The sequence below is a fragment of the Brevibacterium iodinum ATCC 49514 genome, from assembly GCF_900169265.1.
Lineage (GTDB): Bacteria > Actinomycetota > Actinomycetes > Actinomycetales > Brevibacteriaceae > Brevibacterium > Brevibacterium iodinum.
In genome coordinates this window covers 29,858-46,479 of sequence record NZ_FXYX01000015.1, presented here as the reverse complement: position 1 = coordinate 46,479, position 16,622 = coordinate 29,858, and the positions used below count along the sequence as shown (strand labels likewise).

Sequence of the window (16,622 nt, the reverse complement as noted above, 5' to 3'; positions counted from 1 at the left end):
CAGACCGCCCCTCAGACCAACCCCGAACCGTCCCCGGGCCGTTACCCCAACGGCCGGGATCGACACGGCCGACGCGCACCGAATCCGACAGGGAGGCCTCTCGGCACTCGCCGGCGAATCATGGCAGGATTGGCGTGATGGGACAGACGAATGCATGGACCTCGGAGGTCGACTGGCACACCGGCCGGTGGCAGCGGCGTTCACCGTCCCCGCCCTCACGCGGATGGCAGCCGCCTCCCCCACGCGGGCTCCTGCCCAAACGTCCGCTGACATTCATCGAGGCGCTGGATTCGGGCTTCCGCCTGCTGCGATTCGTCCCGACTCTGTCCATCGGCTCCTCTCTCATCGTCTTCTCCCTCTGGAGCCTGCTGCTCACCGCGATCGGTGCCCTCATCGCAGTGCAGTTCCTGCCGTTCTTCAACGACCTCAGCGGCAACGAGGATGCCGCCTCCGGTTTCATCGCCCTGGCCCAACTCGGGTCGGTGGCACTCAGCCTGCTCAGCCTCGGTTTGGCCCATCTGCTCTCCGGCATCATCGCCACCGGCACCCGCGCCTCCTTCGGCGCCCGCAGGACCACTCTGTCGATGGCGTGGAAGTCCCTGTCCGGTCGCCGCCTGCGCCTCATCCTGGCCACACTGCTGATGAGTGGAATCAACCTCGGCCTGCTGCTGGCCCTCACCGCCCCGACGCTGCTGTTCCTGGGCGCCGATTCGGCGATCCTCGCCTTCGTATGGGCCGCATTGGCCGCTCTGCTGTGGTTCGTCGCGCTCATCTGGGTCAACCTGCGCCTGGCGTTCCTCGGTTCGGCGATCGCGGTCGAGGACCTGAGCGTCCGTGCCGGAATCCGCCGCTCTTGGAAACTCACCGCGCGCGGCTTCTGGCGAATGCTCGGCCAGCTGGCGCTCGGTTACTTCCTGTCCAATCAGCTCGTCCAGCTCATCATCACCCCGATCGTCTTCGTCATCTCGGTTCTCCTGGGCGTCGGCATGACGACGACAGCCGAGTCGACGACGGCGCAGGCGGCCATCGCCATCGTCTCCGTGGGTCTGCTGCTCGCACTCACGCTCATCTCCTCCGCCGTCCTCTTCGCCTATTTCGCCTGCCTGGTCACGGTCTGCTTCTTCGATCAGCAGATGCGCTCGGAGGGGCTCGACCTCGTCCTCATCCGCGCCGAGGAGGACCGATGATCCTCTCCCCCATCACCGAGGCGGCCGGCCACCTCCACACCGCCGCGGCCTCCCTGCCGGGCGCGGCACAGCTTCGCGCCGCCTCGGCGAACATCGACCGGGACACCGGCCGCGAATGGGTCGAGCACGAACTCTCGAAACCGGAATACGCCGCCAACGACCTCACCCCCTTGGAACGGATCGGCCGGTGGCTGTCCTCCCTGTGGGATTCGCTCGTCCACGCCGCCCTGGGCGCGAACTCCCCGTGGCTGCTCATCGTCGTCGTCCTCGGTCTCGCCGCGATCATCGCCCTCATCGTCTGGCGAGTGCGTCGGGCCGCATTCCACCGCGTCGGCGTCCCGCTGTCCGCATTCGATCCTGTCGTCTCCCAGCCAGAACCGGGCCCGTGGCGCGAGAGCGCGGCCCGCGCCGCACAGGCCGGGGACTTCGAAACCGCGGTCATCGACGGATCCCGAGCGATCTTCGCGGTCCTGTCCGTCAAGCAGATCGTCTCGCTCGAGTCCTCGGCCACAGCGAGTGAGATCGCCCGTTCCGCCGAGGCGGCCCTGCCCGAGCACGGACCCGCCGTCCACGGGGTGGCCGAGGTCTTCAACGACCTCCGCTACGGGGAGGAGACCGCGGCGAAGACACGCGCCGACCGCAGCCTCGGCGAGGTCTATGCGGATCTGTGCGCTCTCGACCGGGCGCTGAGCGCACTTCCGGTCCGCCGGGAGGCAGCTGTATGAGCGCACAGTTGGATGTCGCCGCCCGCGGCACCCGGTCGACCTCGCGGGTTCCGCTGCGCGCTCGGCTGCGCTCGGCTGCGGTGTGGATCGTCGCGGCCTTCGTCATCCTCGTCACCGTGATCGTGCTCGTGCTGCTGACCGGCGACGAGGAGTCCGCAGAGCCCCTGCACTATGACTCGACAGAGCGTACCGGCACGAAGGCCCTCGTCGAGACCCTGCGCGACCACGACGTCGATGTCACCACCACCGAGGATCAGGAGCAGGCCCGCTCGGCCGCCGCCCGACCCGACACCACCCTGCTCATTCCAGCGAACACCGCGGCTCTGTCCCCCGGGGACATCGCCGGTCTCGAGTACGCTCTGCGCACCCACGGCAACCGGCTCGTCCTCGTCGATCCGGGTCCGACGGTGTCGGAGTTCACCGACCGGATCACCGTCAACGACAGCCTCAGCGCGTTGGCCGATCCGGAGGCCACGTCCGCACCGGCCTGCGACTCCCCGATCGCCCGCAGCGCCGGTGCCGTGTCCACCGGAGAGGTCGAATACGCGGGGACGAAGAAGGGCACCGAGGGGATCACCGCCTGCTACCCATTCACCGGCCCCGGGGTCGCTGAGATCGACGGCACCGAGGTGGCCCCCGGGTCTGCGCGCGGACAGTTCGTCACCGATTCGGGCGGTTCCGTCCCGCTGACCGTGCTCGGCAACCCGGACTGGGTGACCAATGAGAACATCGACGAAGAGGGCAATGCCTCGCTCGTGCTCTCGCAGCTGTCCCAGACGCAGAACCTCGTCGTCTACTATCCGACCGTCGACGATTCGGGGCAGGAGCAGTCGCCTCCGTCGACGATCGATTACGTGCCCGGCTGGTTCCTCGCCGGAGTCCTGTGGCTGGTCCCGTGTCTGCTCGTCCTGCTGCTCGTCATCGGGCGCCGGTTCGGGCCGCTGGCTCTCGAACGACTGCCGGTCATCGTGCCGGCCGTGGAGACCGTGCACGGTCGGGCCGCCCTGAGTTCGCGCAGCCACGATCGGGACGGGGCGCTGCACACTCTGCGGGCCGGAGCACTGCTGCGCATCGCCAAACGACTGGGCCTCAGCCCCGATGCCCGCACCCCCGACATCATCGCTCGCATCGCGGCCGTCACGGGGACCGATCCGGGCCGTCTCCACCATGTCTTCGTCTCTGCGCCGGCTCGCACCGACGCCGAACTCACCGAACTCGTCCATCAGCTCACCCAGATCGAAAGTGAGATCCCATGACCCAGCCGCCCCAGGGCCCCACGAATCCTCAGGAACCGGGTGCCGCTCAGCCGCCGGCCGCCCCGCGGCCCCAGGAGCCGGTCGCGCCGCAGCCCCCCGCTGCGGACAGCGCGCAGGCTCCGCAAGCTGAACCGGACCCGGTCCGAGAGGCGTTCACCGGTGTGCGCACCGAGATCGCCAAGGCCGTCGTCGGCCAGGAACAGGCAGTGACGGGAATGCTCATCGCACTGCTGTGCCAAGGTCACGTGCTTCTCGAAGGGGTTCCCGGAGTGGCGAAGACTCTGCTCGTGCGCAGCTTCGCCGCCGCGGTCAGCCTGGACAGCTCCCGTGTGCAGTTCACTCCCGACCTCATGCCCAGCGATGTCACCGGTTCGCTGGTCTACGACGCGTCCGCCTCGGACTTCTCATTCCGTCCCGGCCCGGTGTTCACGAACATCCTCATCGCCGATGAGATCAACCGCACCCCGCCGAAGACCCAGTCGGCCCTGCTCGAGGCGATGGAGGAGCATCAGGTGTCCGTCGGGGGACGGTCACGGAAGCTGCCCGAACCGTTCCTCGTCGCAGCCACACAGAACCCCGTCGAGTACGAAGGCACCTATCCGCTCCCGGAAGCTCAGCTCGACCGGTTCCTCTTCAAGCTCGTCCTCGACCTGCCCGAACGGGATCACGAATTCGAGATCCTCGACCGCCATGCCCGAGGCTTCGACGCAGGGTCCCTGGCCGCGGCAGGTCTGCGTCCGGTCGCCGATGCCGAACTCATCGGCCGGGCCCGCGAAGCCATCGCGAAGATCTACATTGCCCCGCAGATCATCACCTACATCGTCGACCTCGCCCGAGCCACCCGCCAGACCCCGTCCCTGGCCTTGGGCGTCTCACCTCGCGGAGCGACGAGGATCCTCGGAGCCGCCCGCGCTCATGCGTGGCTGAGCGGTCGGCACTATGTGACCCCCGACGATGTCAAGGCTCTGGCCCATATGTCGCTGTCGCACCGGGTCATCCTGCGCCCCGAGGCGCAGATGGACGGTCTGGATGTCGGTCAGGTCCTCGACTCGATCATCGCCACGACCGAAGTGCCCCGCTGAATGACCACCCGACTGTTCCTGCTCACCCTTCTCGGCCTCGTGCCCGTCATGCTGGTGCCCACATGGCCGACGGCCCTGGTCGTGGCCGGTGTGATCGTCCTGGCAGCGGTCCTCGACTTCTTCGTCGTCCCCCGGATCCACGGTTTGGAAGTCCAGCGCACACCGGGACCGATGGTCCGCCTCGGCGACAGCACCCACAGCACGCTGACTCTCATCAATGGGACCAACCGCCGGTTGCGCCTCCACGTCCGCGACGCCTGGGCACCAAGTGCCGGGGCGGTCGAGACCCGTTCTCGTCACGTGCTGGAACCGGGCGAGCAGACAGAGGTGATCACCGAGCTGGAGCCGATGCGACGCGGCGCGCTGCCTGGCGATCTGGTGACCGTGCGCAGTCGCAGCAAGCTCGGGCTGACCCATCGGCAGAAGAGCATCGATGTTCCCGCCTCTGTGCGTGTTCTGCCACCTTTCGTGTCCCGGAGGGAGCTGCCGTCGAAGACGCAGAAGCTGCGGGAGCTCGAGGGGCGGTCCGCGGTGATGATACGCGGAATGGGCACGGAATTCGATTCGCTGCGCGACTACGTCGACGGTGACGATGTCCGGTCGATCGACTGGCGAGCCAGCGCCCGCGCGCAGAATCTCGTTGTCAAAACCTGGCGGCCGGAGAAGGATCGTCGCGTCGTCATCGTCGTCGACTCCTCCCGGTTCGCCGCCCGTCGCTGTGGTGAGGGAACGGTCTTCGACGCCGCGCTCGAGGCGTCGCTGCTGCTGACGGCCCTGGCCACGGGTGCCGGCGATCGGGTCGATGTCATCGTCGCCGATGCCCGGGTGCGGGCCGTCGCATCGAGCCACCGGGCTCATGATCCGGTCCATGACCTGTCGGTGGCGCTGACGCCTGTGTACCCGGAGCTCTACGAGGCGAACTGGGAGTCGATCGCCGCTGCGGTTCTGCAGACCTCCCGGCAGCAGGCGCTCGTCGTCTTGGTCACTCAGCTCGATGAGGCGACCATCGCCGAGGACATCCTGCCGGTGCTGCCGACTCTCACGGCACACCACCGGGTCGTCGTCGCCGGAGTCGAAGATCCCGCACTTGAGGACCTGGCTGCCCGGCGCGGCGACGCCGACGACGTCTATACGGCGGCGGCCGCCGAGGCCGAGATGCTCGCGACGGCGTCGCTGCAGTCTCGGCTGCGCGGACTCGGCATCTCCTCCGTCCAGGCTCTGCCGGAGAAGCTTCCCGGAGCGTTGGCCGATCTCTACATCCGGCTCAAAGTCTCCGGCGGGCTGTGACCGCGACCCCGCTCAGCGGCGAACTGTCAGCGACAATTTGATCAGCGGTCGGTGGAGATGACCGAGTATCCGGCCTGATGCTCGTCGAGATCGGCGCTGAGTCCGGCTGCGGCGGCGCGCTTGCCGAAGTACCACGCGTAGACGACGACAGCCACGGTATAGGCCACGCCGATGGCAATCTTGACCGCCGGCGGAATCGGGTTCGGGGTCACGAAACCCTCGATGAGTCCCGAACCGAACAGCAGCAGCACGAGACCGCCGGCGACGACGAGCAGCGACCGAGCTTCGGAGGCGAGCTTGTCGCGGCGCAGCCTGGGGCCCGGCACCACCCAGGCGAAGAAGAGACGCAGACCCGCGGCAGCGGCGAGGATGACGCAGCTGATCTCCGGGATCCCGTGGGGCAGGATGTAGAGGAAGAAGTCGGAGGCCCGGTCGAACTCGAACATCATCGCTCCGGAGAAGCCGACGTTGACGGCATTCGAGACCAGCCCGACGATGACATAGCCGCCGGTGATGCCGAGGAGGACGAACTGGACGGCGATCCAAGCGTTGTTCGTCCACACGCCGACGGCGAAGAAGCCGTTCGGATTCTCTTTGTAGTAGTCGACGAAATCATGTTCGGCGAACTGTCGTCGGAACTCTCGATCCCCGAAGGTCTCGAGCACTTCCGGGTGCGTTCCTGCCCAGATGCCCGACAGGACGGCGACGGCGAGGAATCCGGCGGCCACGATGACGAAGTCCCATCGCAGCCGGTACAGCGACAGCGGCAGACTGATGACGAAGAACCGTGCGAGCCCGGACAGTCCTCCGCTGGGCACGGACGAGAGATGATTGCGGGAGCGGTGGACGATCGCCGACAGCCGAGCGGCTTCGAGAGAGTCGGGAGCCACCGTCGTGATCCGCGACAGATCCTTCGACGCGGTCCGGTAGAGCTCGAGGAAATGGGTCGTCTGCTCGGGTGTCAGCGTGTTCTTCTTCGCCAATGCCGAGAGCTCCAGCCAGTCATCGCCGTGCAGCTGGGCCAGCAGGTTCGGATCCATCCCTCCACCCTATCGGAGACGACGCCTCGGGACCGCCGACTCAGCGGGAGGCACACGGCAAGCTCTCGGCGAAACGACCACCTCGGAACGCGGCGATATGACACGATGGTCGGGTGAGTACTCTGATCACCGGTGAAGCCGTCGAACTCAACGTCCAACCGGCCGCTCTCGCGGCGCGGGCATTGAGCTGTCTCATCGACTACATCGTCTATTCGCTGGTGAATATCGGTCTGCTCATCGCCATGTTCTGGCTCATGCTCAAGGTGCTCGATCTCAACGGACTGCTTCTCGGCGCACTCATGACCGTGATGACGATCTTCGTGTTCGTGCTGCTGCCGATGCTCGTCGAAGTGCTCAGTCACGGTCGTTCGCTGGGCAAGCTCATCCTCGGGCTGCGCGTTGTTCGCGACGACGGCGGTGCGGTGCGGCTGCGCCATTCCTTCATCCGCGCTCTGCTGTGGCCGTTCGAGATCGTGTCCAGCGGCGGCGGCATCGCGGCTCTGTCCGGTCTGCTCTCACCGCAGGCCAAGCGCCTCGGCGACTATCTGGCCGGGACCATCGCCGTCAGCGAACGCAGCCGACCTCTGCCGCCCATGCACACCCATGTGGCTCCTCATCTGCACGAATGGCTGAACCGCACAGACGTGACAGCGATCCCCGATGGTCTGCATCGGCGCATCGTCGCGTTCCTCGCAATGGCGCCCCAGCTCGGTGCGGAGTCGAGGTGGCAGCGAGCGATCGAGCTCGCCACCGAGCTCAATCCCTATGTGGCTCCGGCCCCGCCGGAGGGAACGTTTCCCGAACAGTTCCTGTCAGCGGTCATCCATCGGCAGCGCATCGCCGAAGTCGAGAAACAGCGCCGTCGGAGCGACCGTGCGGACGCTTTCCGGTCCGAAGTCGACACGCTTCCCCACGGCCTCAGCCTCACCCGCCGCTGACGACGCAGTCTGACTGTCCGGCGCTGACGCCGCGGTCCCGGCCTGCGACCGGGTTCGCCCGCTCCGCCGCCGGACCGGACCGGCATTGCTCGATCAGTACCGGTAGTGCTCGGGTTTGAACGGTCCTGCCACGTCGACGCCGATGTACTCGGCCTGTTCCTTGCTCAGTTCGGACAGCTTCGCCCCGAGCGCCGGCAGATGGAGGCGCGCCACCTTCTCGTCGAGTTCCTTCGCCAGCCGGTGCACCGAGTTGCCGTAGTCATCGTGGGCGTTCCACAGCTCGATCTGGGCGAGCACCTGATTGCTGAATGACGCGCTCATCACGAACGACGGATGGCCGGTGGCGTTGCCCAGGTTGAGCAGGCGCCCTTCGGAGAGGACGAGGAAGTCCGTACGGTCACGACCGAGTCCCGCCTCGGCGGGCACGGGCACGCTCCACTCGTGGACCTGCGGTTTGATCTCGATCTTCTCCACTCCGGGCAGGCGGGACAGCCCTGCCAGATCGATCTCCTCGTCGAAGTGGCCGACGTTGCCGACGATGGCCCCGGGTTTGAGCGTCTGCAGCACGTCGACGTCGAGGACCCGGGTGTTTCCGGTCGTGGTGATGATGATGTCGGCCTGGGGAGCCACCTCGGCGGGGAGATCGACCTGGTAGCCGTCCATCGTGGCCTGCAGCGCACAGATCGGATCGATCTCGGTGACGATGACGCGCGCACCCTGCCCGCGCAGCGCTTCGGCGGCACCCTTGCCGACGTCGCCGTAGCCGATGACGACGGCGATCTTTCCGCCGATGAGGACATCGGTGGCACGGTTGAGCCCGTCGGGCAGCGAATGGCGGATGCCGTAGCGATTGTCGAACTTCGACTTCGTCACCGAATCGTTGACGTTGATGGCAGGGAACGGCAGAGTCCCCTGTTCGGCGAGGCGGTAGAGGCGGTTGACTCCTGTAGTCGTCTCCTCGCTCACGCCCTTGATTCCGGCGGCCAGACGGGCGAAGCGTCCGGGGGCCGATTCGATGGACGCGGCGATCTGTTTGAGCAGGACTTTGAACTCCTTCGAATCCTCGGCGCCGGCGGTGGGCACTCCCCCGGCGGCTTCGAATTCGGTGCCCTTGAGCACGTACATGGTGGCGTCGCCGCCGTCGTCGAGGATGAGGTTCGGTCCATCCGCGAAGTCGAAGATCTTGTCCGCGGCCCACCAGTACTCTTCGAGGGTCTCGCCCTTCCATGCGAAGACGGGGACGCCGGCCGGGGCTTCGGGGGTGCCGGAGCCGACGACGACGGCCGCTGCGGCCTCGTCCTGGGTGGAGAAGATATTGCAGCTGGCCCACCGGACGTCTGCACCGAGTGCGACCAGGGTTTCGATGAGGACCGCGGTCTGCACGGTCATGTGCAGGCTGCCGGCGATGCGGGCCCCGGCCAGCGGAGCCGTCGAGGCGTATTCCTCACGCAGCGCCATGAGGCCGGGCATCTCCCTTTCGGCGAGGCGGATCTGGTGTCGGCCGGCCTCGGCCAAGCTGAGATCGGCGACCTTGAAGTCAGTGGAATCGAGCACGGTACCTCCCATACGGCGGGCTGTCTGATCGGCTTCGAGTCTATTGCCGGGCAGGCGGCTTGTCGCGTCATGCTCGCTCTGCGGACAGCGAAGACCGGCAGCGAGCGGTCATATCCCTGCTGCCCTACTGCCGAGAAACGGAAGCAGAGAAGCGGCTGTCGTCGATCCGGCTTCAGGCGTGAGCGTTGACGAAGTCCGTGACCCGGTGGGTAAGCGCGTCCACCTGCGCCGAATCGGCGGCTTCGACGTTGAGTCGGACGAGGGGTTCGGTATTGGACTTGCGCAGGTTCACCCACCAGTCCGCACCCTGCAGGCCGATACCGTCGAGGTCGTCGACGGTGTTCTCTGGGAAGTCTCCGGCATGTGCGGCGAAGTCGGCGAGCACAGCGTCGGGGTCGGCGACGGTGAAGTTGATCTCCCCCGACTGCACGAACCGGTCATAGTCGGCAACCAGACGGGAGGCGGGAGCGCGTGATTCGGCGAGGGCGGCGATGAGGTGACAGGCGGCAAGCATTCCCGAGTCGGCCCCGAAGAACTCGTCGAAGTAGAAGTGCGCGGAGTGTTCGCAGGCGAAGACGGCTCCAGTTTCGCGCATGAGCGTCTTGATTCCCGAATGGCCGACCTTCGACCGCAGTGGGTGTCCGCCGGCGGCGGTGATCGTCTCGGCCACGCTGCGGGAGGTGATGAGGTTGTGGATGACGGTGGGTCGGTCGTCGCCGAGTGCCCGGGCCCGTGCGATCTCGCGTTCGGCGACGAGTGCGCCGACGGCCGAGGCCGACATCGTCGCGCCTGTCTCGTCGATGAAGAAGCAGCGGTCGGCATCCCCGTCGAAGACGAGTCCGAGATCGGCGCCGTTGTCGACGACAGCGCGTGCCGCGTCCACGAGGTTCTCGGGTTTGAGCGGGTTCGCCTCGTGGTTGGGGAACGTCCCATCGAGTTCGGTGAAGAGGCCGATGACGTCGAAGGGCACCGAGGCGGCTCCCGCGTCCGTGCCGAAGACCTCCCCGAGGAGACGCCCGGCCATGCCGTTTCCGGCGTCAAGCACGATCGACAGTCCCGTGACCTCATCGACATGGGTGAGTTCGCGGATCCGTGCCGCGTACTGCTCCCGCATCCGGGATGCTGCGCTCTCATCTTCGGCGATGGTCCGGCCGTCGGTCTGCGGTGCGGTGATCGCGAGTTCCCTGACTCGCGAGAGTCCGGAGGCCAGGCTGACTCCGGCGGCGCGAGGTCCGCAGATCTTGATCCCGTTGTAGTCGGCGGGATTGTGGCTGGCCGTGATCATAGCGCCGGGCAGATCGAAGATTCCCGAGGCGAAGTAGAGCTGATCGGTCGAGCACAGCCCGAGCAGGACGGCCGTCGAGCCGGCAGCGTCGACTCCCGCGGCGAAGGAGTGGGCGAATCCGGGAGAGCTCGGTCGCATATCGTGCCCGATGACCACCTCGGTGGCGGTGTGGATCTCTGCCATGGCTCGGGCCGTCGCCCAGCCGAGGGCGAACAGGATGTCGTCGTCGAGCTGGGCGGGAATGCGACCGCGGATGTCGTAGGCTCCGACGGCGGCGTCGAGGGCAGCCGTCCGGGCTCGTCCGAGTTCGGAGTCAGTCAGGATCTGCTGGGCGGGATCGATCCGGGTCGAGCTCGGCTCGCGGTGGCTCATGAGTCGCCGATGATGCGCAGGTGACCGTGTCGACGTCCCGAAGCGGCCGGATCGTCGGCCGGTCCCGGTGTGGTCCGCGCAGGGGTCTGATCGACCCGATCGGCGGCCTCGCGCACGGCGTCGGCGATCGCCAGCAGGTCGTCATGGCTGCGTTCGGGCACGGCCTGCCCGGAGTCGATGCGGATGAGCTGCCAATCCACAGGCGGGGTCAGCTTCGCCGCATGTTCGGCGCACAGGTCATGAGCGCCCGGTTCGGCTCGCCTGCCCAGAGGTCCGATGACGACGGTCGCATCGGCGTGCACGTACGTCATGGTGGCGGCGGCGGGGCGCGAGCAGCTGACTTTTGAACACATTCTCACGGCTGACACAGTCCCACACTCTACACGCCGCGCCCCGCCGATTCGCTCAGGCACGGCGGCACCGCACGTAGAATGAAGTGCTATGAGACCAAGGCGACATCGCGACCGACATGGGCGGGGTCTGCGGTCTCCGCTGCACCGGGCCGAGGTGCCCGCGCGGCTGAGTCGGGCGGAGAGTTTTGCGAAGGTCGCGGCCGCTGAGTTCGCCCGCATGCGCAGGCACGAGCCCGTCCTCCTCGCCGAGGTGGTGCTGGCCGTCGATTCCGTCCCACCGGCGAGTTCGACCGAACCGAGCTTCGGCCGTGTGTTCCCGGCGGCCGGGGACCGTCCCACTCATATCGTCCTCTATCGGCGGGTGATCGAACATCATGCCGGCAGTGACGCCCGGGATGCGCTCATCGCCGAGGTGGTGGCGGACCAGGTCGATATCCTTCGTCGCACCTGAGATCCGCAGTCACCGCAGGATCCTGGTTCGCGAGACCTCAGCCGAGCCGGATATCCCGGTAGGCCACACCTGCCGGGGCGGGCGCCGGGACGACCGTGGAGATTCCGTCCTCGGTGGTCACGACGAGGGTCGCATGCACCCCATCGGCCTGTGAGCCCGAGGCTTGGGATCCTTTGAGGACGAGTGCGCGCACCGACTCCTCGGAGACGTCGCTCGGATTGAGCACGGTCGTTCCCGTCGGGTTGAGGTCGATCGATTGAGGATCGGTAAGCGTTCCGTCGTCGAGCATTCCCTGCACCTGCACATGTCCCTGACCGGGCGAGAGATTCAGGGAGGACTCACCGGTGCGAGGAAGCGCCAGAATCTGGGTCTCGGCGAGGGAGTCGGTCGACGGGATGCTGCCGAAGTCGGCGGCTCCCTGCTCTCCGTCTTTGCCGATGAAGGCTCCGGCCTGGACGCGCTGAGAGGATTCGACGACGAGGCTCGTGGCGTCGAGGTCCCCGAGGTCGGCCTCGGCAACACCGCGGCCGACAACGGTCATCGATGAACGGGGAATGTCGATCTCTCCGTCCGGCCCGTACGCCTTCAGGGATACCTCGGCGAGGTCGCTGCTCGGGTTCGCGACCCGGACTCGCACGTCCTTGCCGCCGAGACCGGTGAGCACCTGCTGGCGATCGGCCCCCGCCCCACCGGATGCGAGGTCGATGCCCTGCGGCTTGAGTCCGTCGAGGACGGTCTCCTGGACGGAACCGGCCAGGACTCCGCCGTCGACGGTGACGTCGACGGCGAGGGCCTCGGCACCTCCTGCCAGACCGCCCAGCGGGACGGCACGCTGCTGACCGGCCTTGATGCTGAGTTCGGTCGGTTCGGCGGATTCGCCGCCCGGGGTCATGAGCGCAACCGTCGCCTGGACGGGAACGTCTCCCGGGTTGCTCAGCAGCAGCTGCGAGTTCGAGCCGGTGGCTCCGGATCCGGCGACGATCCGGAAGCTGCTCGATGCCTGGGCACAGGTGAGGGTGGCGAGGCCCGTGAGGTCACCGGAGCTGCCTTCGACGGTTTCGAGGCCGGTTGTCAGGGCTGGAGCCCCGGGGCGGGCGAAACCGGTGACGAGCTTCGTCGAGTCGATGCTGTCGTCTCCGGAGACGAAGCCCTGGCCGGATGGATTGTCGAAGTCGATCGAACCGCCGAGATCGGCGACCTGGAGTCGAGCTGAGGAGGTCGAACCGTCTGCGGCGCCGATCGGCGCGGAGGCGGAGACGACACGGGTCGAGACCTTCGAGTCGTCGACGAATTCGGCGTCGGTGCCTTCGGCTTCTCCTGCTGTGAGCAGGGGGCCGGGGCAGACTACGCGGGTGTCCGCGGTGGGCATGCGCACCTGTTCCGGACTGCGGTCCAGCGTGCCCGGGGTCAGCGGGGTGAGGAACGAGGTCATGGCCACAAGCACCCCGGGCATGGCGATGGCCGTGAAGGTGACGATGCTGCGCTGGTGCTTCATGCCTGCTGCTCCTCACGGCCGGTCGTCCGCGTCACATTCCCCGCCCGGCCGAAGGGGATGGCGACGATGAGGCTGAGCAGTCCGAGCACCCATCCGACGATGACACCGATCGGGTACAGCGGTGAGTTCAGCGAGATCTCGACCGTTCCCCCGGCTGCAGGAAGGTCGAATTCGCTTGCCCACGCCTCTTCGCCGGGTTTCGGCTGCGGCAGCGGCTCGCCGTCGATGCTCGCGGTGATTCCGTGCGCTGCATCGGCGATGGTCAAGGTGCGCCCCTCCTGACCGGCCGGCACCGTCGCGGTGGTGCCCTTCATCGCCGCCGTCGACACCTGGCCTTCGGCGTCGCGGATGAGAAAACGGCCGCTGTAGGGTTTGTCGACGCGCCACAGCTGCCCGGAGGAGGTGGGCCCGACTGGCAGGAGCCCCTCGGAGACGGATACCGAGTTGGTCAGTCCGCCGGCCTCGGGGCCGACGAGGACGAAATCGACTCCGAGTTCGCCGAGGATGCTGCCGAGGTCACCGGCGTCATCGGCCGAGAGCGCGGACGCGGCCTGAGCCACGAGCACCTGATCGGGGGTGATCGGCAGCGGCCGGCGCTGCCACGGCCACCCTCCGACGGTTTCTGCCGAGGCCACCGTCGATGTGCCCAGCACCGTGCCGTCGGCGGAGGCGATGAGGGTGGCCAGAACCTCTCCGTCGACATTGTCCAGGCGGAGGGTGCGCGCTTGGGTCTCCCCCGCTGCGCGGTCAGCGGCCAGCGCGGGGACGTTGCTGTCGGAGGTCGCGGTGACCGCTTCGGGCGAGGACGTGGCCCGGCCGGCGCCGATGGCGATGAGCCCGATGGCCGCTACGGTCACGAGCCCGACAAGGCCGCGCATCGGCAGCCGGCCGGATGCCGCGGAGGCTCCCTTGGCCGCACTCTTCGCAGAAGACGAACCGGTGTCTCGGCTGCGCCCAGGTCGGCGACCGACGGTGCGGTCGGCGCCGAGGGACAGCAGCAGGATCGACCCCAGGCTGACCAGGGTCAGTCCCGCTGCGGGGTATGAGGCGATGAGGTGGAACGGTCCCGTCTCCGCGGGCAGATGCACCTGGATCGCGGCGAGGATGAGACCGCCGACGTAGAGTCCGACCGCCCAGGTCAGGCGGGAGAGTTCGAGCCGGGCTTCGATGAGGGTGAAGAAGGCCAGGACGAGCATCGGCAGCATCAGGACCGGCACCCAGAGCCCGAGTGTGTCGGCAGCGACCCCGCCGAAGCCGAGATCAGAGATCAGCTTCGCCAGCCAGGACATGTCGAGCGGAGCAGGGAACCCGACGGCAAGCAGATAGGTCGGCGCGGACTCGGTGGCCGTGGTCTGTCCGGGCATCGTGAGAAGAGTTCCCGGCTCGCGGACGACGGCCCACAGCCACGGCCAGCCCAGGAACACGGTCGGGGCGAGCAGCCACAGATGGCGCAGGCCGCGACCTGCCACGAGAAGCACCGCGGTGCCGAGGACCGTGACCAGCAGGAGCAGTGGAATGCCCGCGGTGATAACGAACAGCAGCAGGCCGGTGCCCGCTGCCGCAGCGATCGATCCGCTCCTCAGGCTGCGGCGCAGAGTCAGCACCGCCAGCGGGGCACAGATCCAGACGAGGATCACACCGAGGCGGCCGTCCGACAGTGCGGCCGTGAACAGCGGAGAGGCGATCCACAGCAGTGCTGCGAAGCTGCGCACCCATCGCCGTGCCAGCAAACTCCCCGCGCCCGCGTATGCGGTGATGGCGGACAGGATCGGTGCGGCGAACAGCAGGGAGCGGACCATGACATCGACATGGCCGAAGAAGAGCAGGGAGAGGACACCGAGGACAAGGTGGTAGGGGTCGGCCGGCACCGCCGCACCGGTCGAGACGTCGAGGTGACGTCCGAGGAGACGGTCGACGATCTCACCGAAGCCGATGTCGGTCGAACCCAGTGCGCCGCCGTCGAGGTGGCCGGGGCCGAAAAGTCGGAAGCTGATGACCCCGCTCATCACCACGGCGGCGAGGATCACATAGGTCAGGGGTGCGCGCAGCAGACTGGAACCGCCGGAGATCTCCAGCCGGGAGAAGGAGTCGATGGCTTCTTCGGTGTCGCCGACCGGGTTGAGTTCGGCATCGGCGTCGGGACCGCCGGTGGGAACCTCAGCTGGGCGAGAGTCATCGCTCTCACCGCTCATCGTCCGGCGTTGGACGGCGAGTTCTTCGTCATCGGCGTAGAGAGCGGCGACATGTCCGGTGTTCGATCGTCTGGCCACACGGTTGCGACGGGCGTTGGCGCGTCTCAGCGGGGCGGTGGTCGACACATCTGCGGGAAGGCCGATGAGCGCACCGAGGTGCCACCCGGCAGAACGCAAGTTATTCGACAGCAACCCGCTGATGACGCGGCCGAGGTGGCCGAGAGCAAGGAGACAGAACAGTGAGACCAGCCCCTGGCCGGCGAGGCTGAGACGGTAGCGCTGCTCCGTCCGGATCTGGGACTTCGACCTCGGCGGGTGGGGCGAGGAGCCGAGTCGGGCAGCGGACGCAGCGGAGATCTCCATCCGCGCTCGCGGGGCCAGCAGCACGCGGGCGCCGAGGTCGCGCAGACGACGGGAGTATTCGAGACCGGAATAGGCGGGACCGAGCACACGGGAGGGTGCCCCGATACGCTCGAGTTCGGTGGTGGCCATGAGCAGGCCCGGCAGGTCGAGACCCAGAGTCTCGATCTGACTGTCGCGCTGGCCCTGGTCGATTTCCCCGGAGCCGACGGGGTTGAAACGCTCCCCCGCTGAGGTGGTGCTCACTCCGGCGGAGACGATGCGGCCGGAGCATATGAGCTTCGGTCCGACGGCGGCGATCGATTCCGTCTCCCCTATGGCGTCGAGCAGCTCATCGAGGCAGTCTGGTTCGGGACGGGAGTCAGGGGTGAGGAACCACAGGAAATCCGACTCCGCGATCTCCGGCATCTCACCGGCTTCGCGGACCGTCCGCCCCCCGAGATCCACCACGGGGATCGCGGGGTAGTGCGGACGAAGAGCTGTTTCGAGCTCGACCTTGCTGGCATCGTCGCCGGAGACGACGACGATGGTGACGGCTTGACTCACACGACCTTTTTCTTGAGCCGGCGGCGTTCGCGTTCGGACATTCCGCCCCAGATGCCGAAGCGCTCATCGTTGGCGAGAGCATATTCGAGGCATTCGGAACGGACGTCGCAGGAGGCGCAGACCCGCTTGGCTTCACGAGTCGATCCGCCCTTCTCCGGGAAGAACGCCTCGGGGTCGGTCTGAGCGCAGAGGGCCTGGTCCTGCCAGGACAGTTCACCGTCGTCTGCGGCTCCCAGCAGCAGGGACAGCGGAGAGACGGCGGAGTTGTCCGGCGGCAGCGGCGTCAGATCGCTCGGATCGACGGCCAGCGGATCCGGCAGCGTCTCGGGTGTACGTGCTCCCGGTTCGATGAACCAGTCTTCGGCACGGCGGGAGGTGACTCCCGGTGCGGCGGTGAAGTCTTCTCTCTCCCGCCATTCTCTCTGTGCACTTTGCACGGTTTTCCCCTTTCTCACGCTCGAGCAGGTCCAGTACCGTGACTGAGGCAATCAGTCCGATG

Annotated in this window: 14 protein-coding genes; 7 read left to right on the top strand and 7 right to left on the bottom strand. The window is 67.4% G+C overall.

Features of this window, described 5'->3' with window-relative positions; all coding sequences use genetic code 11:
• Nucleotides 1–137: 137 nt before the first annotated feature.
• Genes BI49514_RS10870 through BI49514_RS10850 form a run of 5 tightly spaced genes read left to right on the top strand, consistent with a single transcriptional unit; the run spans nucleotide 138 to nucleotide 5,537 of the window.
• Nucleotides 138–1,187, top strand: a complete 1,050-nt coding sequence (locus tag BI49514_RS10870) for a DUF7847 domain-containing protein (RefSeq protein WP_101546558.1) — start codon at nucleotides 138–140, stop codon at nucleotides 1,185–1,187.
• Entirely contained in the window at nucleotides 1,184–1,912 is a 729-nt protein-coding gene (locus BI49514_RS10865) for a DUF4129 domain-containing protein (RefSeq protein WP_115614045.1), read from the top strand. Before BI49514_RS10870 ends, BI49514_RS10865 begins: the two co-directional genes overlap by 4 nt.
• Nucleotides 1,909–3,168: a DUF4350 domain-containing protein gene (locus BI49514_RS10860; protein ID WP_101546557.1), complete on the top strand. Its 1,260-nt coding sequence runs from the start codon at nucleotides 1,909–1,911 to the stop codon at nucleotides 3,166–3,168. The genes BI49514_RS10865 and BI49514_RS10860 overlap by 4 nt, the downstream gene beginning before the upstream one ends.
• Nucleotides 3,165–4,250 carry an AAA family ATPase gene (locus tag BI49514_RS10855; protein ID WP_101546556.1) on the top strand — a complete coding sequence of 362 codons (1,086 nt, stop codon included), beginning with the start codon at nucleotides 3,165–3,167 and terminating at the stop codon, nucleotides 4,248–4,250. Before BI49514_RS10860 ends, BI49514_RS10855 begins: the two co-directional genes overlap by 4 nt.
• Nucleotides 4,251–5,537 (top strand): DUF58 domain-containing protein, encoded by a 1,287-nt coding sequence (locus tag BI49514_RS10850; protein ID WP_101546555.1) that lies wholly within the window; start codon nucleotides 4,251–4,253, stop codon nucleotides 5,535–5,537.
• A gap of 41 nt (nucleotides 5,538–5,578) precedes the next feature.
• On the opposite strand, the gene BI49514_RS10845 is transcribed toward BI49514_RS10850, so the two are convergent.
• Complete coding sequence (locus tag BI49514_RS10845; protein ID WP_101546554.1) at nucleotides 5,579–6,577, bottom strand: stage II sporulation protein M; 999 nt, start codon at nucleotides 6,575–6,577, stop codon at nucleotides 5,579–5,581.
• Between the two features lie 113 nt (nucleotides 6,578–6,690).
• Here BI49514_RS10845 and BI49514_RS10840 point away from each other — a divergent pair, with 113 nt between their 5' ends.
• The gene (locus BI49514_RS10840) at nucleotides 6,691–7,515 is read left to right on the top strand and encodes an RDD family protein (protein ID WP_244195063.1); all 825 of its coding nucleotides are present in this window, start codon (nucleotides 6,691–6,693) and stop codon (nucleotides 7,513–7,515) included.
• 93 nt (nucleotides 7,516–7,608) lie between these two features.
• Here BI49514_RS10840 and ahcY read toward each other — a convergent pair whose 3' ends face one another.
• The 3 genes from ahcY to BI49514_RS10825 form a co-directional block, all read right to left on the bottom strand.
• The gene (gene ahcY / locus BI49514_RS10835; RefSeq protein WP_101546553.1) at nucleotides 7,609–9,081 is read right to left on the bottom strand and encodes an adenosylhomocysteinase; all 1,473 of its coding nucleotides are present in this window, start codon (nucleotides 9,079–9,081) and stop codon (nucleotides 7,609–7,611) included.
• A 160-nt stretch (nucleotides 9,082–9,241) separates the two neighbouring features.
• Nucleotides 9,242–10,726 carry a phosphohexomutase domain-containing protein gene (locus tag BI49514_RS10830; protein ID WP_101546552.1) on the bottom strand — a complete coding sequence of 495 codons (1,485 nt, stop codon included), beginning with the start codon at nucleotides 10,724–10,726 and terminating at the stop codon, nucleotides 9,242–9,244.
• Nucleotides 10,723–11,079, bottom strand: a complete 357-nt coding sequence (locus BI49514_RS10825) for a DUF3499 domain-containing protein (RefSeq protein ID WP_101546551.1) — start codon at nucleotides 11,077–11,079, stop codon at nucleotides 10,723–10,725. The genes BI49514_RS10830 and BI49514_RS10825 overlap by 4 nt, the downstream gene beginning before the upstream one ends.
• An 88-nt stretch (nucleotides 11,080–11,167) precedes the next feature.
• Here BI49514_RS10825 and BI49514_RS10820 point away from each other — a divergent pair, with 88 nt between their 5' ends.
• Nucleotides 11,168–11,530 (top strand): metallopeptidase family protein, encoded by a 363-nt coding sequence (locus BI49514_RS10820; protein ID WP_101546550.1) that lies wholly within the window; start codon nucleotides 11,168–11,170, stop codon nucleotides 11,528–11,530.
• A gap of 37 nt (nucleotides 11,531–11,567) precedes the next feature.
• Here BI49514_RS10820 and BI49514_RS10815 read toward each other — a convergent pair whose 3' ends face one another.
• The 3 genes from BI49514_RS10815 to BI49514_RS17160 are packed head-to-tail and all read right to left on the bottom strand — an operon-like array spanning nucleotide 11,568 to nucleotide 16,560.
• A complete protein-coding gene (locus BI49514_RS10815) occupies nucleotides 11,568–13,025 on the bottom strand; it encodes a DUF5719 family protein (RefSeq protein ID WP_101546549.1) in 1,458 nt (485 codons plus the stop codon).
• The gene (locus tag BI49514_RS10810; protein ID WP_101546548.1) at nucleotides 13,022–16,123 is read right to left on the bottom strand and encodes a glycosyltransferase family 2 protein; all 3,102 of its coding nucleotides are present in this window, start codon (nucleotides 16,121–16,123) and stop codon (nucleotides 13,022–13,024) included. Before BI49514_RS10810 ends, BI49514_RS10815 begins: the two co-directional genes overlap by 4 nt.
• Nucleotides 16,120–16,560 carry a WhiB family transcriptional regulator gene (locus BI49514_RS17160; RefSeq protein ID WP_276330045.1) on the bottom strand — a complete coding sequence of 147 codons (441 nt, stop codon included), beginning with the start codon at nucleotides 16,558–16,560 and terminating at the stop codon, nucleotides 16,120–16,122. Before BI49514_RS17160 ends, BI49514_RS10810 begins: the two co-directional genes overlap by 4 nt.
• Between the last annotated feature and the right edge of the window lie 62 nt (nucleotides 16,561–16,622).